At 62.4% G+C, this 26,566-nt stretch carries 26 protein-coding genes; 13 read left to right on the top strand and 13 right to left on the bottom strand.

What is annotated here, in order from left to right; translation table 11 throughout:
• Positions 1-476: 476 nt before the first annotated feature.
• The 4 genes from uvrA to NKJ13_RS14605 are packed head-to-tail and all read left to right on the top strand — an operon-like array spanning position 477 to position 5,110.
• Positions 477-3,398, top strand: a complete 2,922-nt coding sequence (uvrA, locus tag NKJ13_RS14620; RefSeq protein WP_352645584.1) for an excinuclease ABC subunit UvrA — start codon at positions 477-479, stop codon at positions 3,396-3,398.
• Complete coding sequence (locus NKJ13_RS14615; protein ID WP_352736599.1) at positions 3,398-3,808, top strand: DUF302 domain-containing protein; 411 nt, start codon at positions 3,398-3,400, stop codon at positions 3,806-3,808. The genes uvrA and NKJ13_RS14615 overlap by 1 nt, the downstream gene beginning before the upstream one ends.
• Complete coding sequence (locus tag NKJ13_RS14610) at positions 3,805-4,275, top strand: GNAT family N-acetyltransferase (RefSeq protein ID WP_352777853.1); 471 nt, start codon at positions 3,805-3,807, stop codon at positions 4,273-4,275. The genes NKJ13_RS14615 and NKJ13_RS14610 overlap by 4 nt, the downstream gene beginning before the upstream one ends.
• A 28-nt stretch (positions 4,276-4,303) precedes the next feature.
• Entirely contained in the window at positions 4,304-5,110 is an 807-nt protein-coding gene (locus tag NKJ13_RS14605; RefSeq protein WP_352705512.1) for a DUF72 domain-containing protein, read from the top strand.
• Positions 5,111-5,154: 44 nt separating this feature from the next.
• Here NKJ13_RS14605 and NKJ13_RS14600 read toward each other — a convergent pair whose 3' ends face one another.
• The 6 genes from NKJ13_RS14600 to urtA all read right to left on the bottom strand — a co-directional run bounded on the left by NKJ13_RS14600 (position 5,155) and on the right by urtA (position 11,349).
• Positions 5,155-5,355 carry a hypothetical protein gene (locus NKJ13_RS14600; RefSeq protein ID WP_352507871.1) on the bottom strand — a complete coding sequence of 67 codons (201 nt, stop codon included), beginning with the start codon at positions 5,353-5,355 and terminating at the stop codon, positions 5,155-5,157.
• Between the two features lie 216 nt (positions 5,356-5,571).
• Positions 5,572-6,267 carry an urea ABC transporter ATP-binding subunit UrtE gene (gene urtE, locus NKJ13_RS14595; RefSeq protein WP_352688276.1) on the bottom strand — a complete coding sequence of 232 codons (696 nt, stop codon included), beginning with the start codon at positions 6,265-6,267 and terminating at the stop codon, positions 5,572-5,574.
• A gap of 70 nt (positions 6,268-6,337) precedes the next feature.
• Positions 6,338-7,084, bottom strand: a complete 747-nt coding sequence (urtD, locus tag NKJ13_RS14590) for an urea ABC transporter ATP-binding protein UrtD (protein ID WP_352736600.1) — start codon at positions 7,082-7,084, stop codon at positions 6,338-6,340.
• Positions 7,085-7,091: 7 nt separating this feature from the next.
• Positions 7,092-8,324, bottom strand: coding sequence for an urea ABC transporter permease subunit UrtC (gene urtC, locus NKJ13_RS14585; RefSeq protein WP_352736601.1), 1,233 nt, complete (start codon positions 8,322-8,324; stop codon positions 7,092-7,094).
• On the bottom strand, positions 8,321-9,937 hold the full coding sequence (urtB, locus tag NKJ13_RS14580; RefSeq protein WP_352736602.1) for an urea ABC transporter permease subunit UrtB: 1,617 nt from the start codon (positions 9,935-9,937) through the stop codon (positions 8,321-8,323). Before urtB ends, urtC begins: the two co-directional genes overlap by 4 nt.
• A 101-nt stretch (positions 9,938-10,038) precedes the next feature.
• Positions 10,039-11,349 (bottom strand): urea ABC transporter substrate-binding protein, encoded by a 1,311-nt coding sequence (gene urtA / locus NKJ13_RS14575; protein ID WP_502894309.1) that lies wholly within the window; start codon positions 11,347-11,349, stop codon positions 10,039-10,041.
• A 301-nt stretch (positions 11,350-11,650) separates the two neighbouring features.
• On the opposite strand from urtA, the gene NKJ13_RS14570 reads away from it, so the two are divergent.
• Positions 11,651-12,046: a hypothetical protein gene (locus tag NKJ13_RS14570; protein WP_023674851.1), complete on the top strand. Its 396-nt coding sequence runs from the start codon at positions 11,651-11,653 to the stop codon at positions 12,044-12,046.
• Positions 12,047-12,094: 48 nt separating this feature from the next.
• Here the strand turns inward: NKJ13_RS14570 and NKJ13_RS14565 are convergent, their stop codons facing one another.
• Both NKJ13_RS14565 and cckA read right to left on the bottom strand, forming a co-directional pair.
• Positions 12,095-12,805, bottom strand: a complete 711-nt coding sequence (locus tag NKJ13_RS14565) for a purine-nucleoside phosphorylase (RefSeq protein ID WP_352705517.1) — start codon at positions 12,803-12,805, stop codon at positions 12,095-12,097.
• 81 nt (positions 12,806-12,886) lie between these two features.
• Complete coding sequence (cckA, locus tag NKJ13_RS14560; RefSeq protein WP_352705519.1) at positions 12,887-15,460, bottom strand: cell cycle histidine kinase CckA; 2,574 nt, start codon at positions 15,458-15,460, stop codon at positions 12,887-12,889.
• A 201-nt stretch (positions 15,461-15,661) separates the two neighbouring features.
• On the opposite strand from cckA, the gene NKJ13_RS14555 reads away from it, so the two are divergent.
• Entirely contained in the window at positions 15,662-16,420 is a 759-nt protein-coding gene (locus NKJ13_RS14555) for a hypothetical protein (RefSeq protein ID WP_352478983.1), read from the top strand.
• A gap of 82 nt (positions 16,421-16,502) precedes the next feature.
• Here NKJ13_RS14555 and dksA read toward each other — a convergent pair whose 3' ends face one another.
• Positions 16,503-16,919: an RNA polymerase-binding protein DksA gene (gene dksA, locus NKJ13_RS14550; protein WP_023674847.1), complete on the bottom strand. Its 417-nt coding sequence runs from the start codon at positions 16,917-16,919 to the stop codon at positions 16,503-16,505.
• Positions 16,920-17,182: 263 nt separating this feature from the next.
• Here dksA and NKJ13_RS14545 point away from each other — a divergent pair, with 263 nt between their 5' ends.
• From NKJ13_RS14545 to NKJ13_RS14530, 4 genes are all read left to right on the top strand, one after another.
• Positions 17,183-17,686, top strand: a complete 504-nt coding sequence (locus tag NKJ13_RS14545; protein ID WP_352478984.1) for a SixA phosphatase family protein — start codon at positions 17,183-17,185, stop codon at positions 17,684-17,686.
• 62 nt (positions 17,687-17,748) lie between these two features.
• On the top strand, positions 17,749-19,227 hold the full coding sequence (locus NKJ13_RS14540; protein ID WP_352736603.1) for a YcjX family GTP-binding protein: 1,479 nt from the start codon (positions 17,749-17,751) through the stop codon (positions 19,225-19,227).
• Positions 19,224-20,318, top strand: coding sequence for a YcjF family protein (locus tag NKJ13_RS14535; RefSeq protein WP_352777851.1), 1,095 nt, complete (start codon positions 19,224-19,226; stop codon positions 20,316-20,318). Before NKJ13_RS14540 ends, NKJ13_RS14535 begins: the two co-directional genes overlap by 4 nt.
• An 87-nt stretch (positions 20,319-20,405) precedes the next feature.
• Positions 20,406-20,960 carry a hypothetical protein gene (locus NKJ13_RS14530; RefSeq protein ID WP_352705529.1) on the top strand — a complete coding sequence of 185 codons (555 nt, stop codon included), beginning with the start codon at positions 20,406-20,408 and terminating at the stop codon, positions 20,958-20,960.
• Between the two features lie 62 nt (positions 20,961-21,022).
• Here the strand turns inward: NKJ13_RS14530 and NKJ13_RS14525 are convergent, their stop codons facing one another.
• Positions 21,023-21,289 carry a hypothetical protein gene (locus NKJ13_RS14525; RefSeq protein ID WP_352507861.1) on the bottom strand — a complete coding sequence of 89 codons (267 nt, stop codon included), beginning with the start codon at positions 21,287-21,289 and terminating at the stop codon, positions 21,023-21,025.
• Positions 21,290-21,517: 228 nt separating this feature from the next.
• On the opposite strand from NKJ13_RS14525, the gene NKJ13_RS14520 reads away from it, so the two are divergent.
• A complete protein-coding gene (locus NKJ13_RS14520) occupies positions 21,518-23,353 on the top strand; it encodes a monovalent cation:proton antiporter-2 (CPA2) family protein (protein WP_352705532.1) in 1,836 nt (611 codons plus the stop codon).
• Between the two features lie 17 nt (positions 23,354-23,370).
• Complete coding sequence (locus NKJ13_RS14515; RefSeq protein WP_502896223.1) at positions 23,371-23,922, top strand: DUF924 family protein; 552 nt, start codon at positions 23,371-23,373, stop codon at positions 23,920-23,922.
• 24 nt (positions 23,923-23,946) lie between these two features.
• Here NKJ13_RS14515 and folK read toward each other — a convergent pair whose 3' ends face one another.
• The 3 genes from folK to folP are packed head-to-tail and all read right to left on the bottom strand — an operon-like array spanning position 23,947 to position 25,651.
• Positions 23,947-24,459 carry a 2-amino-4-hydroxy-6-hydroxymethyldihydropteridine diphosphokinase gene (folK, locus tag NKJ13_RS14510; protein ID WP_352507859.1) on the bottom strand — a complete coding sequence of 171 codons (513 nt, stop codon included), beginning with the start codon at positions 24,457-24,459 and terminating at the stop codon, positions 23,947-23,949.
• Complete coding sequence (folB, locus tag NKJ13_RS14505; protein WP_023674838.1) at positions 24,443-24,802, bottom strand: dihydroneopterin aldolase; 360 nt, start codon at positions 24,800-24,802, stop codon at positions 24,443-24,445. Before folB ends, folK begins: the two co-directional genes overlap by 17 nt.
• Positions 24,803-24,805: 3 nt before the next feature.
• Positions 24,806-25,651, bottom strand: a complete 846-nt coding sequence (gene folP / locus NKJ13_RS14500; RefSeq protein ID WP_352752755.1) for a dihydropteroate synthase — start codon at positions 25,649-25,651, stop codon at positions 24,806-24,808.
• A 96-nt stretch (positions 25,652-25,747) separates the two neighbouring features.
• On the opposite strand from folP, the gene NKJ13_RS14495 reads away from it, so the two are divergent.
• Positions 25,748-26,365 (top strand): DUF922 domain-containing Zn-dependent protease, encoded by a 618-nt coding sequence (locus NKJ13_RS14495; protein ID WP_352507857.1) that lies wholly within the window; start codon positions 25,748-25,750, stop codon positions 26,363-26,365.
• The last annotated feature ends 201 nt before the right edge of the window (positions 26,366-26,566 follow it).

Raw genomic sequence — 26,566 nt, 5'->3', positions numbered from 1 at the left:
CACTTATACCTGCCGCGGCTCCAGCGACACGTGGAGCCTCAAGGAACTGTCCGGTGGAGTCATGCCTCTGCTCTCCTTCTGTTCGTTGCGACTGTCGTCGAAGCGCTCATCGCATAACCCGCGGCGTCTCGCAGGCTAGCCCCAGGCCGCGAGGCCATCGAAAGACGGCCGGCTTCGTTGACGTTTGGAGTCTGCCCCCGTGACAGATGGACGTCAACCTTGAATGGCCGATTACCGAAAAATGTGATCGCGAGACGCTTTGTGAACCCCGGGTGAACTCAGCCGCACGGGCAGCTTTTGTCAGGAGCGTGTTCGGCCTTTGTTCTTTCCGCTTGCCCGTTCGCGCGAAAGGCGGTTAAACGCTTTGGTCGAGAGTTGTGGCGTCTCTCGAAAAGGCGGCGAAATTACCTACATAGGGGATGGTCGGGAAAACCCGCCCATCCCATGAATTCCAGATTCTGAGGCGGCGACCGGCGATGGCCGACCATAAATATCTCTCCATTCGCGGGGCACGCGAACACAATCTGAAGAATGTCGATCTCGACCTGCCGCGTGACAGCCTGATCGTCATGACCGGGCTGTCGGGGTCAGGCAAGTCGTCGCTTGCCTTCGACACGATCTATGCCGAGGGCCAGCGCCGCTATGTCGAGAGCCTTTCGGCCTATGCACGGCAATTCCTCGAAATGATGCAGAAGCCGGACGTCGACCAGATCGACGGCCTGTCGCCAGCCATCTCCATCGAGCAGAAGACCACCTCGAAGAACCCACGTTCGACTGTCGGCACCGTCACCGAGATCTACGATTATATGCGGCTTTTGTTCGCCCGCGTCGGTGTACCCTATTCGCCGGCCACCGGCCTGCCGATCGAGAGCCAGACGGTCTCGCAGATGGTCGACCGGGTGCTTGCAGTCGAGGAAGGCACCCGGCTGTTCATCCTGGCACCGATGGTGCGCGGCCGCAAAGGCGAGTACCGCAAGGAACTGCTGGAGCTGCAGAAGAAGGGTTTTCAGCGCGTTAAGGTCGATGGCGTCTTCTACGAGATCGCCGACGTGCCCGCGCTGGACAAGAAGTACAAGCATGACATCGACGTTGTCGTCGACCGCATCGTCGTGCGAGGCGATCTGGCGACGCGGCTCGCCGATTCCATCGAGACCGCGCTGAAGCTTGCAGACGGACTGGCGGTAGCGGAATTTGCCGACAGGCCGCTCGATGCCAGCCAGACCGGCGAGGATTCGGTCAACAAATCGAAGAACGAGACGCATGAACGGATGCTGTTCTCGGAAAAGTTCGCCTGCCCGGTATCCGGTTTCACCATTCCCGAGATCGAGCCCAGGCTGTTCTCCTTCAATAATCCGTTCGGCGCCTGCCCGACCTGCGATGGGCTCGGCAGCCAACGCGCCATCGATGCCAGCCTGGTCGTGCCCGACGAGAATGTCTCGCTGCGCGCCGGCGCCGTCAGCCCTTGGGCGAAATCGACGTCGCCCTATTATGCGCAAACGCTGGAAGCGCTGGGCGTTGCCTACGGCTTCAAGCTCGGCGACAAGTTCAAGGATCTGAGCGAAGAGGCAAAGCAGGCCATCCTGCACGGCACCGGCGAGCGCGAAATCACCTTCCACTACGATGACGGCCTGCGCTCCTACAAGACGACCAAGACCTTCGAGGGCGTCATTCCCAATCTCGAGCGCCGCTGGAAGGAAACCGAATCCGCCTGGATGCGCGAGGAGATCGAGCGCTTCATGTCGGCCACGCCCTGCCCGGCCTGCCGCGGCTATCGGCTGAAGCCCGAGGCGCTCGCGGTCAAGATCGCCGGCAAGCACATTGGCGAGGTCACCGAGCTGTCGATCCGCAAGGCCGACCAGTGGTTCACCGATCTGCCCGCTTCGCTCAACGACAAGCAGAACGAGATTGCGGTGCGCGTGCTCAAGGAAATCCGCGAGCGGCTGCGCTTCCTCAACGATGTCGGGCTCGATTATCTGACGCTGTCGCGCAACTCCGGCACGCTGTCAGGCGGCGAGAGCCAGCGCATCCGTCTTGCCTCGCAGATCGGCTCCGGCCTGACCGGCGTACTTTACGTGCTGGACGAGCCGTCGATCGGTCTACACCAGCGCGACAATGCCCGCCTGCTCGATACGCTGAAGCATCTGCGCGACATCGGCAACACAGTGATCGTCGTCGAGCACGACGAGGACGCCATCCTGCACGCCGACTATGTCGTAGATATCGGCCCGGCCGCCGGCATTCATGGCGGCCACATCATCGCCCAGGGCACGCCGCAGCAGATCATGGCGACGCCCGCTTCGATCACCGGCAAATATCTGTCGGGCGAGCTCGAAGTGGCGACGCCGGCAGTGCGGCGCGAGGCCAAGAAGAACCGCCGGCTGAAGGTCGTCGGCGCGCGCGGCAACAATCTGAAGAACGTCACCGCCGAAATCCCGCTCGGCACGTTTACCGCCGTCACCGGCGTGTCCGGCGGCGGCAAGTCGACCTTCCTGATCGAGACCCTGTTCAAGGCGGCGTCGCGCCGCATCATGGGCTCGCGCGAACATCCGGCCGAGCACGACCGCATCGAGGGGCTGGAATTCCTCGACAAGGTCATCGACATCGACCAGTCGCCGATCGGGCGCACTCCGCGCTCCAACCCCGCCACCTATACCGGCGCCTTCACGCCGATCCGCGACTGGTTCGCCGGCTTGCCGGAGGCCAAGGCGCGCGGCTACCAGCCGGGCCGCTTCTCGTTCAACGTCAAGGGCGGCCGCTGCGAGGCCTGCCAGGGCGACGGCGTCATCAAAATCGAGATGCACTTCCTGCCCGACGTCTACGTCACCTGCGACGTCTGCCACGGCAAGCGTTACAACCGCGAAACACTGGACGTCCTGTTCAAGGGCAAGTCGATCGCCGACGTTCTCGACATGACGGTCGAGGAAGGCGTCGATTTCTTCGCCGCCGTGCCCGGCGTGCGCGACAAGCTGGAGACGCTGAAACGGGTCGGCCTCGGCTACATCCATGTTGGCCAGCAGGCAACGACCTTGTCGGGCGGCGAGGCGCAGCGCATCAAGCTTGCCAAGGAACTGTCGCGCAAGGCGACTGGCAAGACGCTCTACATTCTCGATGAGCCAACCACCGGCCTGCATTTCCACGACGTCGCCAAGTTGCTTGAAGTGCTGCACGAGCTGGTCGACCAGGGCAACACGGTCGTCGTCATCGAGCACAATCTAGAGGTGATCAAGACCGCTGACTGGGTTCTCGATCTTGGCCCCGAAGGTGGTGACGGCGGCGGCGAGCTGGTGGCGTCCGGCACGCCGGAGGACATCGTCCGTGAAAAACGCAGCTATACCGGGCAGTTCCTGAGGGAATTGCTGGAGCGGCGCCCCGGAGGCAAGCGCGAAGCGGCGGAGTGATGGCAAAGAACGGTCTCATCACGGTCCAAAGCCGCTTCGGCGTGACCGAAACCATCGATCGCCTGGTCGAAACTGTGGAACGTGCAGGATTGCTGGTCTTCGCCCGCATTGATCACGCCGCTGGTGCGCGCAGCGTCGAAACATCACTGCGTCCAACCCAGCTCCTGATTTTCGGCAATCCGAAAGGCGGTACGCCACTGATGCAGGACCGGCAGCTTGCCGGCATCGATCTGCCGGTCAAGGCACTGGCTTGGGAGGACGAGCAAGGCGAGGTCTGGCTTTCCTACAATGACGCACGCTGGCTCGCTGAGCGCCACGGCTTGGGCGACGCCAGTCGCAATGCCGTCGCTGCGATCGCCGACGGCATGGACAAGGTGATTGCGGCCGCTGCCGGCGCGGGCCAGTTTTGATGATGAGAGCCGCTCGGGCCGATGATCTCCCCACGGTGATTTCGCTCACCACCGACGCCTACGCGCCCTACACTGCCCTGTTCGGAGCGCCGCCGATCCCCGTTACAGAGGACTATGCGCCGCGCATCCAACGCGGCGAGGTCTGGCTTTCGGAGCAGAACGGACTGCCGGCCGGCCTGATCGTTCTCGAACGAAATGCGGACCATACAATGATCTTCAGCGTTGCCGTTGCGCCAGCCTTTCAGGGCAAGGGTTTCGGCATCGGGCTGCTCGACTGGGCCGAGCAACAGACGCGCTTGTGGAGCTTGCCTGAAATCCGACTTTACACCAATGCCAGAATGGAACGGAACGTTTCGTTGTATAAGGCCTACGGCTTTCGCGAAACGGGTCGCCGGCCCAATCCATATCGGCCAGGATGGACGGTGGTCGACGTGGCGAAAGCCGTCGAGACGACCGCCATCGCGTGATCCTTTTCTGCAAACCGGGAGGACGACCATGACTCAATCAGGAACAATCCGCGCCGGCATGGGCGGCTGGACCTTCGAGCCGTGGGACACGTCCTTCTACCCGGACAAATTGTCGAAGGCCAAGCAACTGCATTATGCCAGCCGGCAGGTGCCCACCATCGAGGTCAACGGCACCTATTATTCGAGCTTCAAGGAACCGACCTTCGTCAAATGGGCCAACGAGGCGCCGGATGGTTTCGTCTATTCGCTGAAGGGCAACCGCTTCGTCACCAACCGCCGCGTGCTCGGCGAGGCCGGGGATTCGATCATGCGCTTCCTCGGGTCGGGCGTCGCGGCACTTGGCAACAAGCTCGGGCCGATCCTGTGGCAGTTCGCGCCGACCAAGAAATTCGACCCGGACGATTTCGAGGCCTTCCTCAAGCTGTTGCCGGAAAAGCAGGACGGCGTTGCGCTGCGTCACGCGGTCGAGGTGCGCAACGACAGCTTCGTCGTGCCGGAGTTCGCCGCCTTGGCGCGAAAGCACAAGGCCGCCATCGTCTATGCCGACCACGCCAAATATCCGGGGATTGCCGACGTTACCGGCGATTTCATCTATGCGCGGCTGCAGACCGGGAACGACGACAATCCCGATTGCTACACGCCAAAGGCGCTCGACGAATGGGCGGCGCGCGCAAAAACCTGGGCGGAAGGCAAGGTGCCGGCCGACCTCTCGCGTGCCGATCCTTCAACCGACGCGCCGGTCAAGCCACGCGATGTGTTCGTCTACTTCATCACAGAGGGCAAGGTCCGCGCTCCATTCGGCGCCATCGCCCTGATGAAGCGGGTCGCAGGCTGACGCCCGCTGTCGGTGGTCCGCGTGGCTTGGTCCTAAACTACCGGCTATGCGGCGCGTTCGTCCGGACGCCGATCAACCCTGACGATCTCGTTAAAGGCATCGAGATCGACATAGAAGACCTTGGTGATCTCCGCGATGAGTTCGTCGTGGTCATACCCCTGCGATTTCAGAATGTTGATGGCTGTCAGGATGTCGACGCGCTCCGTGAGCCGTCGTTTCTGGTAGTCCTCGACATAGCACTCCATTGACTGGCCCTGGCTCCCAAGCACCCGAAATGTTGGACGACAACAGATCGCTCGAAGGGAAGGGCTTGCGCGCAAGCGTGCCGACGCATCCGCGCCTTCCCCTGATCTGCCAAGTTGAAACTGGTACGGAAAGCGGCCGACTCACCAAGGCCAAGCAAAATCTAGCACGCAATCTGCAGCGCGCCAGAGTTGCAAAGTAATAGAATCAATAAGAATTCAGACGGTCAGGAATTTGCGGACGTCCGCCCGGTCGAGATCCTCGGCCGAGCCGGTATGAACGATCTGGCCACGGTCCATGATGTTGACCTCGTCGGCCAATTCCCGGCAGAAGTCGAGATACTGTTCGACCAGGAGCACGGGGATGCCGGCCTGGTCGCGCAGATAGCGGATGGCGCGGCCGATATCCTTGATGATCGACGGCTGGATGCCTTCGGTCGGCTCGTCGAGCACCAGCAGTTTAGGCCGCATCACCAGTGCCCTACCGATGGCAAGCTGCTGCTGCTGGCCGCCGGAAAGATCACCGCCTCGGCGCGCGAGCATCTGCTTCAGCACCGGAAACAATTCGAAGACGTGACCGGGAATGTTGCGGTCGGCGCGCTTCAGCGGCGCGAAGCCAGATTCGAGGTTTTCCCGCACCGTAAGCAGCGGAAATATCTCCCTGCCCTGCGGCACGAATGCGATGCCCGACCGGGCGCGATCATACGCCGCGCTCCGGTCGAGCGCCTTCCCCTCGAAGGCAACGCTTCCGCTCGTCAGCCGATGATGGCCGACGATCGATCTCATCAAACTGGTCTTGCCGACGCCGTTGCGACCGAGCACGCAGGTGATCTTGCCGGCGCGGGCTGTCAGCGAGACACCGCGCAGCGCCTGAGCGGCGCCGTAATGCAGCGTGGCATTGGAGACTTCGAGCATGGTCAGCGCTTTCTCCAACGCGTGAAGAACGAAAGGTCGAAATGATGGAACGGAACGCGCCAGACCATGATCATCTCCCCAGGTAGACTTCGACGACGTGCTCGTCGGCCGAAACGAAGTCGAGGCTGCCCTCGGAAAGCACCGAGCCTTCGTGCAGGCAGGTAACCTTGACGCCGAGCTCGCGCACGAAATGCATGTCGTGCTCGACGACGATGACCGAGTGGTCGCGCGCGATATCCCTGAGCAGCCGCGCGGTTTCCTCGGTCTCGGCGTCGGTCATGCCGGCAACCGGCTCATCGACCAGCAGCAGCAGCGGATCCTGCGCCAGAAGCATGCCGATCTCGAGCCATTGCTTTTGGCCGTGGCTCAGATTGGCGGCGAGTTCGTCGCGCTTGTCGCCAAGCCGGATGATGCCGAGGATGTCGTCGATCTGCCGCACTTCCGCGGCCGAGCGACGATGGAACAGTGCCGGGAAGATCGAGCGCGGGCCTTTCAGCGCCAGCATCAGATTGTCCTCGATCGTGTGGCTTTCAAAGACGGTCGGCTTCTGGAATTTACGGCCGATGCCCATCATGGCGATTTCGGCCTCGTCGTGTTTGGTCAGATCGACCTCACCGTTGAAGAAAACCTCGCCCGCATCGGGCCGCGTCTTGCCGGTGACGATGTCCATCATCGTCGTCTTTCCGGCGCCGTTGGGGCCGATGATCGCCCGCATCTCGCCTTTGTCGAGCACCAGCGAAAGGTTGTTGATGGCGCGAAAACCGTCAAAGGAAACCGAAACGCCGTCGAGATAGAGGATGGTGTTGCTCTTCGACATCAGACCATCACTCTGCCGGCTGCGGTTCGGCGCTGGAGGCCGACCAGTCGCCCGGCCTTCTCGCCGCCGAACGGTCGGTTTTCGGCGGCACCGGCGCATCGGGATCGATCCCGGCTTCCTCGGCAACCGAGGCCGCCCGCAACGCCTTGGCGTTGCCGCGCCAGGAATCCCACATGCCGATGATGCCCTTGGGCAGGAACAGCGTGACGGCGACAAACAGTCCGCCCAGCGCAAACAACCAGAATTCAGGCAGCACGCCGGTGAACCAGGATTTACCGGCATTGACCAAAAGCGCGCCGATGATCGGCCCGACGATGGTGCCGCGCCCGCCGACGGCCGCCCACACCACCACCTCGATCGAATTGGACGGCTCGAATTCGCCAGGGTTGATGATGCCGACCTGCGGTACGTAAAGCGCACCGGCGATGCCGGCCATCACCGCCGACACGGTAAAGGCAAACAGTTTGACGTTCTCCGCCCGCCAGCCGAGAAAGCGCGTGCGGCTTTCGGCGTCGCGCACCGCCATCAAAAGCTTGCCGTATTTGGAACCGACGATTGCCCAGGTGACGAAGACGGCAGACGCCAGCATGACGGCGCTAGCCGCGAACAGCGCCGAGCGTGTCATGTCGGCCTGCACGTTGAAGCCTAGAATATCCTTGAAGTCGGTCAGGCCGTTATTGCCGCCGAAACCCATGTCGTTTCGGAAAAAGGCAAGCAGCAGCGCATAGGTCATCGCCTGGGTGATGATCGACAGATAGACGTCGGTGACGCGGCTGCGGAAGGCAAACCAGCCGAAGACGAAGGCGAGCAGGCCGGGTACTGCAAGCACCATGATCGCGGCAAACCAGAAATGGTCGAAACCGTACCAGAACCACGGCAGTTCCTTGTAGTTCAGGAACACCATGAAGTCCGGCAGCAGCGGATTGCCGTAGACGCCGCGCGAGCCGATCTGGCGCATCAGATACATGCCCATCGCATAGCCGCCGAGCGCGAAGAAGGCGCCGTGGCCGAGCGAGAGGATGCCGCAATAGCCCCAGACGAGATCGAGCGCCAAGGCGAGCAGTGCATAGCAGAGATATTTGCCGGTGAGCGCGACGATATAGGACGGCACGTAAAACGCACTTGTCGGCGAGACCGCAAGATTGAGCAGCGGCACGACGATTGCAACCGCCAGCAAGATGAAGATGGTGATGGCGACGCGGCGGTCGGCGCCGGCGGCAAAGAAGCGCCCCGTGATCATGCTTCCACCGACCTGCCCTTGAGCGCGAACAGACCGCGCGGGCGTTTCTGGATGAACAGGATGATCAGCACCAGGACGACGATCTTGCCGAGCACCGCTCCGGCATAGGGTTCGAGGAATTTGTTGACAATGCCGAGCGAGAAGGCGCCGACCAGCGTGCCCCAGAGATTGCCGACGCCGCCGAAAACGACGACCATGAAGCTGTCGATGATGTAGCCGCGGCCGAGATTGGGCGAGACATTGTCGATCTGGCTGAGCGCGACACCGGCGATGCCGGCAATGCCGGACCCCAATGCAAAGGTCAGGGCATCGACCCACGGCGTCCTGATGCCCATGGAGGCGGCCATCCGGCGATTGGCGGTGACGGCACGCATCTGCAGCCCCCAGGGCGTGCGTTTCATCACGTAAAGCAGCACCGCGAAGACGCCGAGCGCAAAAGCCAGGATCCAGAGCCGGTTCCAGGTGACCGAAAGCTGGCCGATCGCGAACGAACCTGACATCCAGGATGGGTTGCCGACCTCCTGGTTGGTCGGCCCGAAGATGGTGCGCACCGCCTGCTGCAGGATCAGCGAGACACCCCATGTCGCCAGCAGGGTCTCCAGCGGCCGGCCATAGAGGAAGCGGATCAGCCCGCGCTCGATGACAAGGCCGACGAGCGCCGCCACCAGGAAGGCCAGCGGCAGGGCGATGACCAGCGACCAGTCGAACAGGCCGGGAAAGGAATTGCGGATAACCTCCTGCACGACGAAGGTCGTGTAGGCGCCCAGCATGACCATCTCGCCATGCGCCATGTTGATGACGCCCATGACGCCGAAAGTGATGGCAAGGCCGATCGCCGCCAGCAGCAGCACCGATCCGAGCGATATGCCGTACCAGATATTCTGGCCGGCATCCCACAGCGCCAGCGTCGAATTGATGTTGGATATCGCCGCAGTCGCCGCGTCCTTCACCGCACCTTCGGAACTGGCCTCCACCGACGTGAGCAGCGACACCGCATCCCGGTCGCCGCGCGCACCGATGAGCGCTATCGCCGCCAGTTTGTCGGCCTCCGGCCTGTCTGAAACGAGAACCGATGCGGCACGGGCCTGTTCGAGCAGCGCCTTGACGCTTGCCGCGCTCTCATTGGCGATCGCGGTGTCGAGCGGGTCGATGTTTGCCGCGTCCGGCGTCTTGAACATGGTGTCGGCGGCGGCAATGCGCACGGCCGGATCCTTGGAGCCCAGCGTCAGCGTGCCCAGCGCGTCGCGGATGACGCGGCGCAGCGTGTTGTTGACCTTGATCTTGGTGATGTCGGCCTTGGCTGCTTCGCCAGACTTTTCGCCGGTGAGCGCATCGAGCAGTTCGATGCTGTCGCCGCTCTCCTTGCCGACAAAGACTACTGAATCGGCCTTGCGGACGTAAAGGCTGCCCTCCGCAAGCGCGGCAAGCGGCCGTTCGACGGCTGTGTCGCCGGTTGCCGCAAGCTCGCGCACGACAGCTTCGATCGCTGAAAAATTGGAGGCGGTGGCGAGTTTGGCGACGACCGCGCGCAGATCGGATTCGCTGGCGTTCGACGGCAGCGGCATTCCCAGAAGGAGGAGCAGCATCAGGCCAATCGCGCGGATCAGGATCATCGGTTTCTGGTGGCTGTTGGAGGTTGAATGTCGCCTCCGGGCAGGCTGGAGGACGAGCCCGCCCGGAGGCTTTTGCGGTCTGGGAGGACAGACCGGGAGGATCAGTTGGTTCCCTTGCCGCCGCATTTGCCTGTGGCGACATTGAAGTTGCCGCAGGACAGAGGCGCGCGCCAATCGGAGATCAGGTCCTTGGAGTCAGGCAGGTAGTCGGACCACTCGTCGCCCATCACCAGGCCCGGCGTCTGCGAGACGGTTTCGAACTGGCCGTCGGCCTGGATTTCGCCGATCAGCACCGGCTTGGTGATGTGATGGTTCGGCATCATGGTCGAATAACCACCGGTCAGGTTCGGCACCGAGACGCCGACCATGGCGTCGATGACCTTGTCCGGATCGGTGGTGCCGGCCTTCTCGACCGCCTTCACCCACATGTTGAAGCCGATATAGTGGGCTTCCATCGGATCGTTGGTGGTGCGCTTGTCGTTCTTGATGAACTTGTGCCAGTCGGCGATGAACTTCGCGTTCTCGGGCGTATCGACGCTTTCGAAATAGTTCCAGGCGGCGAGATGGCCGACCAGCGGCGCAGTGTCCAGACCGGCAAGCTCTTCCTCGCCGACCGAGAAGGCCATGACCGGGATGTCCTCGGCCTTGATGCCCTGGTTGCCGAGCTCCTTGTAGAACGGCACGTTGGCGTCGCCATTGACGGTCGAGACGACGGCGGTCTTCTTGCCGGCCGAGCCGAACTTCTTGATCGCCGAGACTTCGGTCTGCCAGTCGGAGAAACCGAACGGCGTGTAGTTGACCATGATGTCTTCGGCGGCAACGCCCTTCGCCTTCAGATAGGCCTCGAGGATCTTGTTGGTGGTGCGCGGGTAGACGTAGTCGGTGCCTTCGAGCACCCAGCGCTTCACCGAACCGCCATCCTCGCTCATCAGATAATCGACGGCCGGAATGGCCTGCTGGTTCGGCGCCGCACCGGTGTAGAACACGTTGCGCTCGCTTTCCTCACCCTCATACTGGACCGGGTAGAACAGGATGTTGTCGAGCTCGCTGAACACCGGCAGCACCGATTTGCGCGACACCGAGGTCCAGCAGCCGAACACCGCGGCGACCTTGTCCTTCGAGATCAGCTCGCGCGCCTTTTCGGCGAACAGCGGCCAGTTGGAAGCCGGATCGACGACCACCGCCTCGAGCTTCTTGCCGAGCAGGCCGCCCTTGGCATTCTGCTCTTCGATGAGCATCAGCATGGCGTCCTTCAGCGTTGTCTCCGAGATCGCCATGGTTCCCGACAGCGAATGGAGGATGCCGACCTTGATGGTGTCGTCGGCCGCCTTGGCGGGAACGCTCATCAGCAGGCCGGCGGTGACCACGCCGGCCGAAAACATTTTTGCTATTGTCGAGAAACTGCCCCTCATACTTTTAAACTCCCAAGCTGGTTAACTGCATCGGGACAGACCATGCAACGGCTGTGCCAATCACCGGAGCAAGTTCGGAGGATTTGAGATTTCCCAGCTCTGTCAGTCGGTTAATGTATTAGCTGCAGGAGATGAACCCCGCCTGCTATGTTCGAAACGAGAAAGGATCACCCATATCAGCCTAAGTTTTACTCACATATAGGCCAATGCATGAATTTTGAGCAGCATCATATGAGCGCTGGTGAGGATTGCAGCGCCGCAGCGAAATGGGCAAGTTTGAACCCCTTTAACGAGCGATCATATGGCTTTCAGAGCTTCTTGCATTTTCACCGCCATGCTTCTGCTGGCGGCGACGACCGTAGCGCGCGCCGGCTTCAGCGACGGCAAGCTGCCGGACGGCTCCTATCATTGCGAAGTCTACCTGCTTGGCATGTTCCTCAGCCTCGGCGACATCACCATCAAGGGAAACGTCTATAGCGGTCCTGTGAGCTTCGGCATCGCGCCGCAGAGCTACAATTACCAGATGGATGCAGACGGCGTGATCACCTGGCTAGGTCCGCTGGGTGGCTATACCAGTGGCGGCAACTCGATCTCGCTTACGCAGGCGACGCTGGAAAGCGGAACCACCCCGTCCTTCGACATCATCATGAAGCAGCCAGACGGCGCCTTTACCGCCTCGACCTGCACGAAGCGTTGAAAAGTACGGAACCTGGCGAGGTTCCGTACTCCGAAGCACAAAAGCCGCCTAGCTCTCCGCCGCCAGATCGAGCGCCAGCCGGGTCATATCGGTGAAAAGCCCCTGGCGTTCGGAATAGTCGGTCTGCTCGCCGGTTGCCACGTTGTCGACGACGGTCAGGATCGACAGCGCCCGAGCGCCGAAATCGGCCGCAATGCGGTAGAGTGCGCTGGTTTCCATGTCCACGGCGAGCGCGCCCTGTGCCTGTGCTTCGGCAAAGCGTTCGCGCCCCAGCGGATGATAGAAAATATCGCTGCAAATGGTCAGCCCGGCCCGATGGTCGATGCCGAGTTCCGAAGCTCGGGCCAATGCCTGGGTCAACAATGCCGGATCGGGACCGGCATCGGCACGATAGAGCCCAAAAACCTGGCCGCTCTCCGCATTTTCGCCACGCACCGATTGCGCGATCACCAGGCTGCGCAGCGCCATCTCGGCGGTCAGGCCACCGCAGGTACCAGTGCGGATCAGTGTTTTCGCACCATAGAAGTCCAGCAGCTCATGCACATAGACCAGGAACGAAGAGACGCCGATGCCGGTGGATTGGATGCTGACAGGTTTGCCGCGAAACAGCCCGGTAAAGCCGAGCGCGCCGCGGCGGCGGTTGACGCAGCGCGGCGCTTCCAGAAAGGCCTCCGCCATCCATTCAGCGCGCTGCGGGTCGCCCGGCAGCAGCACCGTGCTTGCGTAGTCGCCTTTGCTAGCTTCGTTGTGTGGCGTCACGGCATGCTTTCCAAAACCCGTCGCCCGTTTCACCTGCAATCATGGCAGTCTCACGACATTGCGCAAGCGGAGCGTTGGAAGTCAGGATTCCAGCATGTCCTTTACGATTGTGGCCAATTGCTTGAGCGAAAACGGCTTCGGCAAGAAGCCGAAATGCGCGTCGGCCGGCAAGTTCTTGGCGAACGCGTCTTCGGCATAGCCGGACACGAAGATAAACTTGATGTCGGGCTGCCGTTTGCGCAATTCGCCGAGCAGCGTCGGGCCGTCCATTTCCGGCATCACCACGTCCGACACCACGACGTCGACCTTGCCGCCGAGCGCTTCGTAGACCTCAAGCGCCTCGACGCCGGACGACGCCTCGTGGACGGTGTAGCCGCGCGATTTCAGCGCCCGCATACCGCCCATGCGCACGGCGTCCTCGTCCTCGACCAGCAGCACCGTGGCCGAGCCCGACAGGTCCTTGGCTGAGTCGGCGATCTTGGCAGGTGCGGCCGGCGCCTCTCCAGCCTCGCCCGCCTTCCTTGCCTCCGCAATGTGCCGCGGCAGGAAGATACGGAACACGGATCCCTTGCCGACTTCGGAATCGCAGAAGATGAAGCCGCCTGTCTGCTTGATGATGCCATAGACCATGGACAGACCAAGGCCGGTTCCCTTGCCAACCTCCTTTGTCGTGAAGAAGGGCTCGAAGATCTTTTTCAGCACATCAGGCGCGATGCCGCTGCCGCTGTCCTCGACCTCGACCAGCACATAGTCGGCCGGTGTAAGTTCGCGATAGGAAAAGGTCTTGCATTCCCCGGCGCTGACGTTGCGGGTACGTACGGTGAGTTCGCCGCCGGCCGGCATCGCGTCGCGTGCATTGACCGCCAGATTGACCACCACTTGCTCGAATTGCCCGATATCGACCCTGACCGGCCACAGGTCGCGGCCATGGTCGATCTTGAGCTTGATGTCGTTGCCGACCAGCCGGGCAAGCAGCATCCTTAGATCGGCGAGCACGTCGGTCAGGTTGAGCACCTCCGGCCGCAGCGTTTGCTTGCGCGAGAAGGCCAGCAACTGACGCACCAGCGAGGCCGCCCGGTTGGCGTTCTGCTTGATGTTCATGATGTCCGGGAATGACGGATCGGACGGCCGGTGGTTGGTCAACAGCAGGTCCGAGGCCATGATGATGGCGGTCAGCACATTGTTGAAATCATGCGCGATGCCGCCGGCGAGTTGGCCGACCGCCTGCATTTTCTGGCTCTGCGCCATCTGGCCCTCGAGGGCCTTTTGCTCGGTGGTCTCCACGGCATAGACGATGGCCGATTCCTCGGCGCCCTCGCCGCCGGTGCCGTCAGCGACCGCATTGACGTAGAAGCGTATGTGGCGCTCCTCATTGCCGGGCAGCACCGTATCGATCGGCTCGATGTCAGCCTGTTGCTGACGTGCCTTTTCAAAGGCCGCGGCGAAAGCCGGCCGGTCGCGCTCGTGGATCACCGTATCCAGCCGCACACGCCGATCGACCGCGTCGCGGTCGACGACCGAGGAAAACAGCGACAGGAACGGCGCATTGGTGCGCAGGATGCGGCCGGCATGATCGACGCCGGCTATCGCCATCGGCGTCGAGTTGAAGAACCGCGTGAAGCGTATTTCCGATGCACGGAGGTCGGCCGAAGCGTCCTCGCCTTGCGTCCGGTTGAGCACGATGGTGCGAGTCGGGCCGTTGAGCCCCTCTCGGCTGGCCGAGACACGATGCATGAAGCGCACCGGCAGCGCCTCGCCGGTCATCGTCGTCAGATCGAGGTCGATAACGGCATTGCGCGTGGTACCAGCATCGGCCTTGACCGAACGGACCAGCGCCATGCCGTCGCCGGCGACGATCTCCGGCAGCGTGATGGCGCCGGGAGTGAAGCTGGCCAGGTCGATGCCCAGCCACTCCGCAAGGGTCGCGTTGATATAGGTGACGCGGCCTTCCTGGTCGGCCGAAAAGAAACCGGCCGGCGCGTGATCGAGGTGATCGATCGCCTTTTGCAGGTCGAGAAAGAACCGCTCCTGCTCGGCCCGTTCCTGCGAGATATCGGCAAGCTGCCAGGCAAGCATCGGCAGCCGCTGGCCTGGAACGCTGAACGCGCGGGCCCGGACGCGGTACCAGCGCGCGCCCGGTTCGGCGCCTGGCCGAATGGACTGCGCAAGCCGAAACTCGCCGTCGCCCGGCTGGCCGTCGCGCAGGCCCGACGCCAGCCGGTATATGGTCACCGAGGCCTCGGGAACGTCTGAAAGCAAACCTTCGACCGTCTTGATGTCGGCGGCCGACTCGGCACCTGTCATATCGGCATAGGTCCGGTTGGCGTAGATGATACGGCCTTTGGTGTCGGTGACCAGGAGACCTTGTGACATCGAATCGACGAAAGCTTTCGACAGTTCGTCGCTTGTCGAGCGCGGCGTGATATGCACGAAGCCGATCGCAGTGGCGAATAGAAAGCCGACGCCGATCATCGCCAGCACGCCAAGCATGCCGAGCAGGAATGGATCGCCAAGTCGCTCTCGGAAAAGGCCGAAGACGATCGCTGCCCCTGTCAGGACGACGATGAAAACGATGAGCCGGGTGACCGCGCCCGGTCGCGTGTTCTGGTCGACGATAGGTACCGGATAGAAATCGCCGCGCGCTTCCTTGGCCATGTGCCCCCTGCTCGTGAATTCCGGCGTCGGTTGAATCATATTCTCAGGGTCGGGAAAAGGCCCGGCGGCAGATGTCCGCTAAAAATGACGCCGTTCGGCTCCCGGTTTCGAGCTGTTCACGAAGCGTGAAAGGCAACTTGCGGTGGCCTGCCGCAACAGTCTAGTGTCGCCTCTCTTCGAAAGCTGATTTTGGGGGAACCAATGCTGCAATGGCTGGATGGCGTGGCGGGGCCTGGTTATGCCGCAGCAATCCTATGGACGTTTGCAGTACTTGTCCTGCTGCTCATCATTCTTCTTATCATCAGGCTGGTCCGCAGCCTGACATTCGGAACATTCGTCGCCGGGGGCAGGAACCGCAAGACGCGGCTGGCTGTCATGGATGCCACAGCGGTCGACAGTCACCGGCGGCTGGTGCTGGTGCGCCGCGACGATATCGAGCACCTGCTCTTGATCGGTGGTCCGACCGACGTCGTCGTCGAGCGCGACATCAGGCTCTCGGCGCTGCGCCGCCCGGCATTGACCGGAGACAACAGCCATCAGCCGGCAGCAAGGCCAGCTCAGACCACAGCCGCGCCGGCGAGGCAAGCGCCGCCGCAGCCGGCAAGCGCGGCCGCACCCCCTGTCCGAGCCCGCCAGACGGCGACGATGGCGGCAACAATGCCGGCGCCTACGCCGGCGCCGAAACCGGCATCGAACGTTACACCGTTGCCAAGTTATGGATCCGTCAATGCCAATGCCTCGCGGCATGCGCCGCAGCCGGCAAGACAGGACTCCCCGGCAAGATACGAGCCGCCGGCACAGCATGAGTCGATCGACGATGCGCTGATGAAGGAGCTGGAGGTTTCCCTCGACGAGCCACGCTTCAGCCAAACGGCGAGCAAGCCGGTGGCGAAGGCATCGCCCTCTCTCGACGACGAGATGACGAAGCTCCTCGGCGAGTTGTCCAATCAGAAAAGATAGGGCGATAGCGAACGGCCAATGAAAATGGCCGGAAAACCGGCCATTTTGAACGCTCTACCGATGCCGTGTTTTTCCCGCCTGCTCAGTCGTCGCGGTAGACCTTCTCGCGCCGCTCATGGCGCTCCTGTGCCTCGATCGACAAGGTGGCGATCGGGCGCGCGTCGAGCCGCTTCAGCGCGATCGGCTCGCCCGTCTCCTCGCAGTAACCGTAAGTGCCTTCGTCAAGGCGCTGGAGGGCCGAATCGATCTTGGAGATGAGTTTTCGCTGGCGATCGCGGGCGCGAAGTTCGATGGCGCGGTCGGTTTCGGAGGAGGCGCGATCGGCGAGGTCAGGGTGGTTGGCGTTTTCCTGCTGCAGGATTTCGAGAGTTTCGCGCGCTTCGCGCAAGATGTCGTTCTTCCAGGTGACGAGCTTCATGCGAAAGTAGGATTTCTGCCGCTCGTTCATAAACGGCTCGTCTTCGGAGGGTACGTAATCGGCGGTAACGATGTCGTTCATTCGACTCACCCAACAAACCCCAAATTTGGCGCCTATATATTCGCGGACCGAAAACTGCACAAGCGCAATCGACGACAGTTTCACGCATTTGTTTATGTGGGACAAACCGTCATTGGCGACATCATTCGCATGAACGGCACGCCCGAATTCGCGCATGATTCATTATGCTTGAGGGGGCATCGGCATTGCGCGCGAAGCGCTTCTGATGGCTAATTCCTGCGGCCGCATTTGACCGGTCGGTACCCGACATTATCGGGGGTTCCGTGACCAGACTTTACCTGCTGAGGCATGCGAAGGCCGGCTGGGCGCTGCCTGGTGTGGCTGACTTCGACCGCCCGCTCGATCAATCCGGCTTCGCCGACGCCGAAGCGATGGGCGTACTGATGCGTTCCCGCAAATACGCACCGGCCCTCACCCTTTGCTCAAGCGCCAAGCGCGCCCGCCAGACGCTGGAAAGCTTGGCTGGCCATACCAACACGGGCCGGGTGCTGTTCTGTGACACCCTCTACAGCGACGATGCCGCCGCATACCTCACTGCCATCCGGCAGAATGGCGGGCTGGATGCCTTGCTCGCCATCGGCCACAATCCGATGATTGAGGATCTCGCCATGGCGCTGTCAGGCGACGGCAACGAGACCGCGCGGGCCATGCTGAACCACGGCTTCCCGACCTCCGCACTTGCCGTGGTCCGGTTCAACGGCGGACTTGCCGAGGCTGCGCCAGGCACCGGCTATCTCGAAGCCTTCCTGACGCCTGCGGATATCTGAGGCCATTTCAAAGCCGCGCATCAAAGCCTATATCGGAGCCTGACCGGCCCGCGAGAACAGATTTGGCATCATCGCTGACGACTTTTACCGACGAGGCCAAGATTGCCTTGGATACGTTGTCAGGCCGCGCTGCCGGGCTTTTCGCTCCGTCGCTGCGGCTTGGCGTGACCGGGCTGTCCCGCGCCGGCAAGACGGTGTTCATCTCGGCCCTTGTACACAATCTGGTCCATGGTGGACGCTTGCCGCTGTTTGAGGCACAGAAATCGGGGCGCATCGCCCGGGCTTTTCTCGAAGAGCAGCCGGACGACGCCGTACCACGCTTCCAGTACGAGGATCACATCGCGGCTCTTGTCGACGAGCGCGTCTGGCCGGATTCGACGCGTGCGATTTCCGAACTGAGGCTCACCATCGAATACGAATCGGCCTCTGGCTGGAGCCGCATGTTTTCCGCCGGCAAATTGTCGGTCGACATCGTCGATTATCCCGGCGAATGGCTGCTCGACCTGCCGCTGCTCGGCAAGTCCTACGCCGATTTTTCGCGTGAGGCCTTCGAGATGGCCGTGTTGCCGGTGCGTGTCGATCTTTCGCGGGAATGGCGGGCGCTCTCCAATCCAGTCGACCCCAAGGCCGACGCCGACGAGATGACGGCGCGCCGTCTCGCCGAGAGCTTCGCGGCCTATCTCAGGGCCTGCAAGCTCGACGAGCGGGCGCTTTCGACCTTGCCGCCCGGCCGCTTTCTGATGCCCGGCGATCTTGAAGGCTCGCCCGCTCTCACCTTCGCGCCGCTGCCGAATCTGGACGGCCGGCGCGCCCGCTCGGGATCGCTGCAGGCTATGATGGAGCGGCGCTACGAGGCTTACAAGACGCATGTCGTTAAACCGTTCTTTCGCGAACACATCACGCGTCTCGATCGCCAGATCGTGCTCATCGACGCATTGCAGGCATTGAATGCGGGCCCCGGCGCGATGGCTGATCTGGAGCGCGCGGTCACCGAAATCCTGTCCTGTTTCCGGCCCGGCCGGGGCAACTTCCTGACCGATCTGTTTTCGAGGCGCATCGACCGCATACTGGTGGCCGCGACCAAGGCCGACCACCTGCACCACGAAAGCCACGACCGCCTGCAGGCCATCGTGCGGCGGCTAGCCGACCGCGCCGTGGCGCGGGCGAATTTCACCGGAGCCGACGTCGACGTCGTCGCCATGGCGGCCATGCGCGCGACCCGTGAAGGCACGGTCAAGCAGGGCCGCGAGACTTTGCCGGTCATTATCGGCACGCCATTGCGTGGCGAAAAAATCAACGGCGAAACCTTTGACGGAAAGACCGAAACAGCCATATTTCCCGGAGACTTGCCGGAGAAAGTTGATGCGTTGTTCGACGTTGCCGAATCGATCCGCCGGCAGAACAATGACGACCCCGCAATCCGCTTCGTGCGCTTTCGCCCGCCGAAGCTCGAGCGCACCGCCGAGGGCGTCACGCTGTCGCTGCCACATATCAGGCTCGACCGCGCGCTGCAGTTCCTGATCGGAGATCATCTCGCATGAGTGCGCCCCGCAGACCGGCGGCCTTTCGCATCGAGCCGGAGCCCCAGCAGAAGCAAGATTCGACGGCTCGCCATGCTGCGTCCGAGGCCGCGCCGGCGCGAAAGCCGCGTACCGTGAAGGCGGATCTAGCTGTGGTCACACCGGCGGAGATCGACGTCTTCGACGAGCCTGATATCGTTGCTGCCGAGCCGCCGCCGGCGATTGCGCCGCGAAAACGTTCGCTGCTTGGCAGCCTGTTCTTCGGCGCGCTGGGCGTTCTGGTTTCGCTCGCCGTCGGCCTCTGGACCGACCAGCTGATTCGCGACCTGTTCGAGCGCGCCGAGTGGCTGGGCTGGCTGGCCGCCGGCATGGCCGCGATCGCCATCCTGGCGCTTCTGATCATCCTCGTGCGCGAGTTCATGGCGATTGCCCGGCTTGCCGAGGTCGAAAAGTTGCAGAAGCGGGCGCTCGATGCGATTGCCCGTGACGATCCGAAGACCGCCCGAGCCGTGGTCGACGAGTTGTCGGTCTTTGTCTCGGCCAAGCCCGAAACCGCGGCCGGCAGGCGCTCGCTGGCCGAATTGCGCGGCGAGATCATTGACGGCGGCAATCTGGTGCGCCTGGCCGAGACCGAGATCCTCGGCCCGCTCGACGCCCGCGCGAAGGTGATGATCCTCGAGGCGGCAAAGCGTGTGTCCCTGGTGACCGCGGTCAGCCCGCGCGCGCTGGTCGACGTCGCCTATGTCGTATTCGAAGCCGGGCGGCTGATTCGGCGACTGTCGGAGCTCTATGGCGGCCGCCCGGGCACGCTTGGCTTCTTTCGCCTGGCGCGCAGCGTTCTCGCCCATCTCGCGGTCACCGGGTCGATCGCCGTCGGCGACAGTTTCGTCCAACAGCTCGTCGGCCACGGCCTTGCGGCCCGGCTGTCGGCAAAGCTCGGCGAAGGCGTCGTCAACGGCATGATGACGGCGCGCATCGGCATTGCAGCGATGGAAACCGCAAGGCCCCTGCCCTTTTACGCGGTCAGGCGGCCTGGATTAGGCGATTTCCTCTCCGCGCTGACGTCCTTTGCAGCAAAGAAAGAAAAAGAAACATCCGTTTCGCGAACGTGACTATTGCCTTGGGGTGACAAAGCATTAACCAATCTTGTTCATGGTCGGAAGCGTCCAAACCAGTCTCTTTGTTGCCGGGTGTCGTCGATGAAAAGCGTTATTCTGTCCAGCGGGCTGCCCGTGGCGCTCGCGCTTGTCGCAACCGTCGGCATTGCCGGAAGGGCTACGGGGGCGGAACCGGACAAGCAGTTCTTTCGATCGGTCGAAGGCAAATGGGTCGGCCCCGGAGAAATCGTCGCCGGCAAATACAAGGGCACGAAATTCACCTGCAGCTTCACCGGCTCGACGCCTGACGGCAAAGTCGGCATGTCGCTCGACGGCGGCTGCCGGGTCGGCATGTTCACCCAGCAGATGTCGGCAACGATCGAGCACAAGGGCCGCCAGGGCTACAAGGGCAGCTTCATGGGCGGCGCCGCCGGGTCCGGCCTCGACATTATCGGTGGTAATGTCGTCGATGCGCACAAGGTGGTTTTCACCATCAATCGCAATCAGTTGCGCGGCGTTATGCAGGCGCTTGTCCCAGACGACAACTCGATGACGGTGACCGTTGCCGTGCGCGTCGACCAGCAACTGGTCCCGGTCATCGGGATGAAGTTGAAGCGGGTCGATGGGGTAGAAGTTGGCTCCATCGCTCCGAACTGAGCCTCCGGCATGAAAAACGCGGCAGCCAAACGGCGCCGCCCTCTTTGACATGCAATGGGCGCTCAGCCTTTGATCGCCGCAGTCAGCTCGTCATAGGCCTTGCAGGCGTCAGCCGCTGTTGTGCCACCCGGATACTTGGTTGTGACCGCTTGGACCTTGGCTGTGAGATCGGCTGCCTTGGCCGGATCCTTGGTAATCGCAGCCTGAAGCGCTGCAGTCATGTCCTGAGCCTTCTTGCTCAGCATCTCGGTCGTGCACTCCGGTGCCTTGGAACAGGCGGAGCCGGCAAGTGCCGCGATACCAACGGCAACCAGCAAAAACGTCTTCATGTCAGTCATCTCCTCAAAAAGGGCCGCGACTTGATCGTCGCTCACCCTCCACTGGCCGAAGCCGGGCGTCCTTAGCGCCGGATCGCTGGAACAAGCAACGCCCGGAGGCCCATTATCCTGTGCAGTGCGCCTGCAATATCGCTTCCACGACGCACCGGATTCGCACTGTTCGATCCGCTCCGAAGCCCCTATCTTGGCCGCTTGTTGCAAGAGAGCGGAACGGCAGGCATGGCGGCAGAGGCATCGAACAGCGATCTGATCCAGGTGGTGGCGCTGCTTGCCGCCGGCGTCGTTGCGGTGCCGATCTTCAGGCGCATGGGACTTGGCTCCATCCTCGGCTATTTGACGGCCGGCGTCGTGATCGGCCCGTTTGGGCTGCGCATCTTTTCCGAATCGGAAGCCATTCTTCATGTCGCCGAACTCGGCGTCGTCATGTTCCTGTTCATCATCGGACTGGAGATGCAGCCGTCACGGCTGTGGGGCCTGCGCCGCGAGATTTTCGGGCTTGGCGCGCTGCAGGTCGGCGTCTGCGCGGTCCTGCTGACCGGCGTCGGGCTGGCGGGAGGTTTTCCTATCGCGCAATCCTTCGTCGCCGGCGCCGGTTTCGTGCTCACCTCGACGGCCATCGTCATGCAATTGCTGGAAGAACGCGGCGAGCTGGCCACGCCCAAGGGCCAGCGCATCGTTTCGGTCCTGCTTTTGGAAGACCTGGCCATCGTGCCGCTGCTGGCGCTGATCGCCTTCCTCGCGCCGGGCGGTGCCGATATGAGCCTGTCGGATCGGTTGACGGAGGTCGGTATCGGCCTTGCCGCGATCGTCGGGCTGGTGCTTGCAGGACGCTATCTGCTCAATCCGTTCTTCCGTATCCTGGCGGATGCGCGCGCCCGCGAGGTGATGACCGCAGCCGCCCTTCTGGTCGTTCTCGGATCGGCGCTCGCCATGCAGCTTTCCGGCTTGTCGATGGCGATGGGCGCCTTCCTGGCCGGCGTACTCTTGTCGGAATCGACCTTCCGCCACCAGCTGGAGGCCGACATCGAACCGTTCCGCGGCATTCTGCTCGGGCTGTTCTTCCTCGCCGTCGGCATGTCACTTGACCTGCATGTGGTCGTCGTCAACTGGCAGCTCATTGCCATCTATGTCGTCGCCTACATGATGATGAAGGCGATCGGCATCTATATCGTTGCCCGCGTCCTCAAAACCGGCCACCGGGAAGCGCTCGAGCGCGCGGTCTTCATGGCGCAAGGCGGCGAATTCGCCTTCGTCCTCTATTCCGCAGCAGCGGCAGTCGGGATCATCGATAGCCAGGCCAATGCGATGCTGACCGCTATCGTCATCATTTCCATGGTGCTGACGCCGTTGGCAATCGTAGCCCTGCGGTATCTGACGCCGCGCGACGAGCAGTCGCTTGAAGGCGTTGATGTCGCCAACGGCCTGACCGGCAGCGTGCTGATCATCGGCTTTGGCCGGTTCGGCCAGATCGCCAGCCAGCCGCTTTTGTTGCGCGGCATCGACGTATCGATCATCGACAATGAGGTCGAAATGATCCAGGCGGCAGCCGATTTCGGCTTCAAGGTCTATTATGGCGACGGCACGCGGCTGGACATCCTGCGTGCCGCGGGAGCCGGGCGGGCACGCGCAGTGCTGATCTGCGTCGACAAGCCCGATGCCGCCGTGCGCATCGCCGAACTGATCAAGGCGGAATTTCCCTTGCTGACGGTGCTGGCACGGGCTTTCGACCGCGGTACGGCGTTGCAGCTCATTCGTGCCGGCGTCGACTATCAGCTCCGCGAGACCTTCGAATCGGCGCTTGTCTTCGGCGGCTCGACACTGGAAGCCCTTGGCGTCGACCCGGAAGAGGTCGCCGAGGTCATCGAGGATGTCCGTCGCCGCGACGTTGCCCGTTTCGAACTTCAGCTGGCCGAAGGCATCCGCGCCGGGCGACGCTTTCTCAAAGGCAATATCGGCACCCCCATTCCGACGCCGCTCAGCACGCCACGACGCGCGGGCCAGGCGCTCAACGAAGAGACCGCCGGCGTGCTGCAGAAATCCGAACCGGCCGATTAAACCTTGGAATGACGCGAATGATGAACGAACTGGACGAGCGCGCTCTCTCCGTCACCAGATTCTGGCGCGACGCCGGGGAGGAGGCATGGTTCGAGAAGAACGACGCCTTTGATGCCGACTTCCGCACCCGGTTTTTCGATCTGCACTTCGCCGCCGCCGGCCGCGAATGCGACGGCTGGTCTGAACACGCCGAAGGGTCGCTGGCACTGATGATCCTCCTCGACCAGTTTCCGCGAAACTGCTTTCGCGGCACCGGCCACATGTACGCCACGGACCCGCTGGCGCGGCATTTCGCCGGGAAGGCGATCGCTGACGGCCATGACCTGGCGCTCGACGAAGAGCTCCGCGTTTTTCTCTATCTGCCCTATGAGCATTCGGAGGACCTCGCCGATCAGCTCAAATCGGTGGAGCTTACAGCCGCCAAGGCGCCATCCTACCTGAAATATGCGAGCGAGCATCGCGACATCATCCAGCGCTTCGGCCGTTTTCCGCACCGAAACAGGATGCTTGGCCGCGAGACGACACCGGACGAACAAATGTTCCTCGACGGAGGTGGGTTTTCCGGCTGATTTCGGGCTCCGATGGCGGCAGCGTCAGGCCTTCCACCAATCCCGGCCTGACGGCAGCCGTTCAATGCCCGATGTGTCGACTGCGGCCAGCCGCTCCGACACGCTCTTGCTGTCGACCACGAGCTCCGGCGCAATTTCTGCCAGCGGTGCCAGCACGAAGGCGCGCTCCAGCATGCGCGGATGCGGCACCTCCAGCCCGGTCTCGTGGATAACGCGGTCGCCGAACACCAGAATGTCGATATCGATCAGGCGCGGCCCCCAGCGCTCCTCGCGCACCCGCTTCAGTTTTCGCTCGGCATCAAGGCAGAGGTCCAGCAACTCTCGCGGTGCGAGCGCGGTCCAGATTTCGGCCGCCGCATTGAGGAAATCCGGCTGATCGAGCTTGCCCCAGGGCGGCGTGCGGTAGAGCGACGAAACGGCAACGACGCGCGTGCTCTCGTCGGCATCCAGAATGCCCAGTGCCGCAGCCATCGACCTCGCCGGATCACCGAGATTGCCGCCGAGACTGAGATAGACGGTATTATTCTGGCCAGACAACGGTCACCTCGACATGATCGAGCACACCCGGCACCGGGGCATTCGGCTTGCGCACGGTGATCTCGGCCTTTTTGATCTGCGGAAACCGCGCCGTCAGCGCCCTCGCCACTTCGAGCGCCAGCGCTTCGATCAGAAAGCGCCGCTCGCCTGTAATGATCTTCTCGATGACCGCAAAAGCGATGCCGTAATTGACGGTGTCCTCGATGGAATCCTCGACCAGCGCCCGCCCGGGATCCACCGTGAGTGCCGCATCGACATAAAAGCGCTGGCCGAGCGTCTCTTCTTCGTCCAGCACACCGTGCCGAGCGAAGAAAGCGCAGTTTTTCATGCGGATGACATACATGGCTCAGCTTTCCCCGATCTCACGCGCCAGCATAGCATCGGCAATGGCCAACGCATCCACGTTGATTGCGACATCGTGGACGCGAAAGAGATGCGCGCCTCTGAGCCTCAGGATGACGCTGGTGGCCGCGGTTCCGGCGCCCCTTGCGGCTGCATCGCGGCCGGTGACGGTGCCGATAAAGCGCTTTCGCGATGTGCCGGCCATCAGTGGAAAACCCAGCGCACGAAGCTCGGAAAACCGTGCCATCAGGTCAAGATTTTCAGCGGCCGTCTCCTTGGCGAAGCCGAAGCCCGGGTCGAGCACGATATGGTCGTCGGCAACACCGCTCCGTCGCGCAATTTCCAGCGACTTCCTGAGGAAGAAGAGCTGATCGGCAATCACGTCGGGTAGTTTCTGTCGATCCCGTCCCGTGTGCATGATGACAAGCCCGGCGCCGGTTTCGGCCGCGACGCGGGCAATGCCCGGTTCGCGCTGCAGGCCCCAGACATCATTGACGATATGTGCGCCGGCTTGAACGGCGAGCCGGGCCGTTTCCTCGCGATAGGTATCGACCGAGATCAGCGTTCCGCCAGACGTCGCGAGCGCCTCGATGACCGGCAATATGCGAGCCTGCTCTTCCTTTGCGGAGATCGCAGACGCCCCGGGACGTGTCGATTCTCCGCCGATGTCGATGACGGAGGCCCCCTCCCCGACCATGCGGCGCGCCTGGTCAACTGCTCTTTCAGGCGCATCGAACAGGCCGCCGTCGGAAAAACTGTCCGGCGTGATGTTGAGGATGCCGACGACCACGGCCTTGCCACCAATGTCGAGATGGCGTCCGTGGGCTAACTGCCATCGCCCTGTCATCATTGCCCATCAACCATGTCCGATCCCGCGGCGTGGCCGGGGATCAATTCCGTTGCGCCGGAGACGGCGGTAAAGCAAGGTGGGCAAAGAGGCAACACGATGAAACGATCCTTCCTTTGCGCCCTGATGCTCGCCCTGACCGCATTCCCGGCCAGCGCTGCAACTCTCGTCAAGACATATAGTTATTTCCCGATCGGCGGCAGGACGCTCGACGACATCGAGACCCAACTGTCGAAACTCGGGCCTCAGGTGAAAAGCACCGGGTCGCGGCATCCAGGCGCTACCCAGATGGCGTTCACCACCCGCGTCAGCTATGCACAAAAGCCGGGCTCGTGCTGGATTGCCGACGCTGTCGTCATCGTCAAGGTCAAGGTGATCCTTCCGCAGTGGCGCCGCCCGCGGAAAGCCGATGCAGGCGTCAGGCTGTTCTGGGATACGTTGTCCGCCGACATCAAGCGCCATGAGGAACGCCACGTCGAGATTGCCAAGAACCATGGCCGCGAACTCGAAGACGCCTTGAAGGCGAGCTACCCGGAAAAGACCTGCGAACTGGCCAAGGCCAAGGCCGCAAAAATAACGGCGGCCATGCTCGCCAAGCACGACCAGGAGCAGATGCGCTTCGATCGTGTGGAAAGCGTCAATTTCCAAAGCCGCATCCTGCGGCTCTTGAATTACCGCATCGAGCGCATTGAGAACGGCCGACTCGCTCCCGGCTGAACTCCGCGTCGTCGGACAAAGCCAATTTTGCCGAAACATGGTGCCAGCTTCGAAAAACTTTCGAGCCGCTGTCGAAATCGGCCTATAGCGAACGACATATATCGAGTTCGCAGGGCTCATCTCAAAGGCACGAGAACACGGCCAATCTGTACACTCGACGCACTCCAGCGCCTCGCGGACGTGCACCCAAGCGTAATGGGA

Source organism: Mesorhizobium sp. M0174 (assembly GCF_040322275.1).
In the GTDB taxonomy this organism is placed as follows: Bacteria; Pseudomonadota; Alphaproteobacteria; order Rhizobiales; family Rhizobiaceae; genus Mesorhizobium.
Note: the sequence above shows the minus strand (reverse complement) of the source record. Positions and strands in the feature narration are given on the sequence as shown.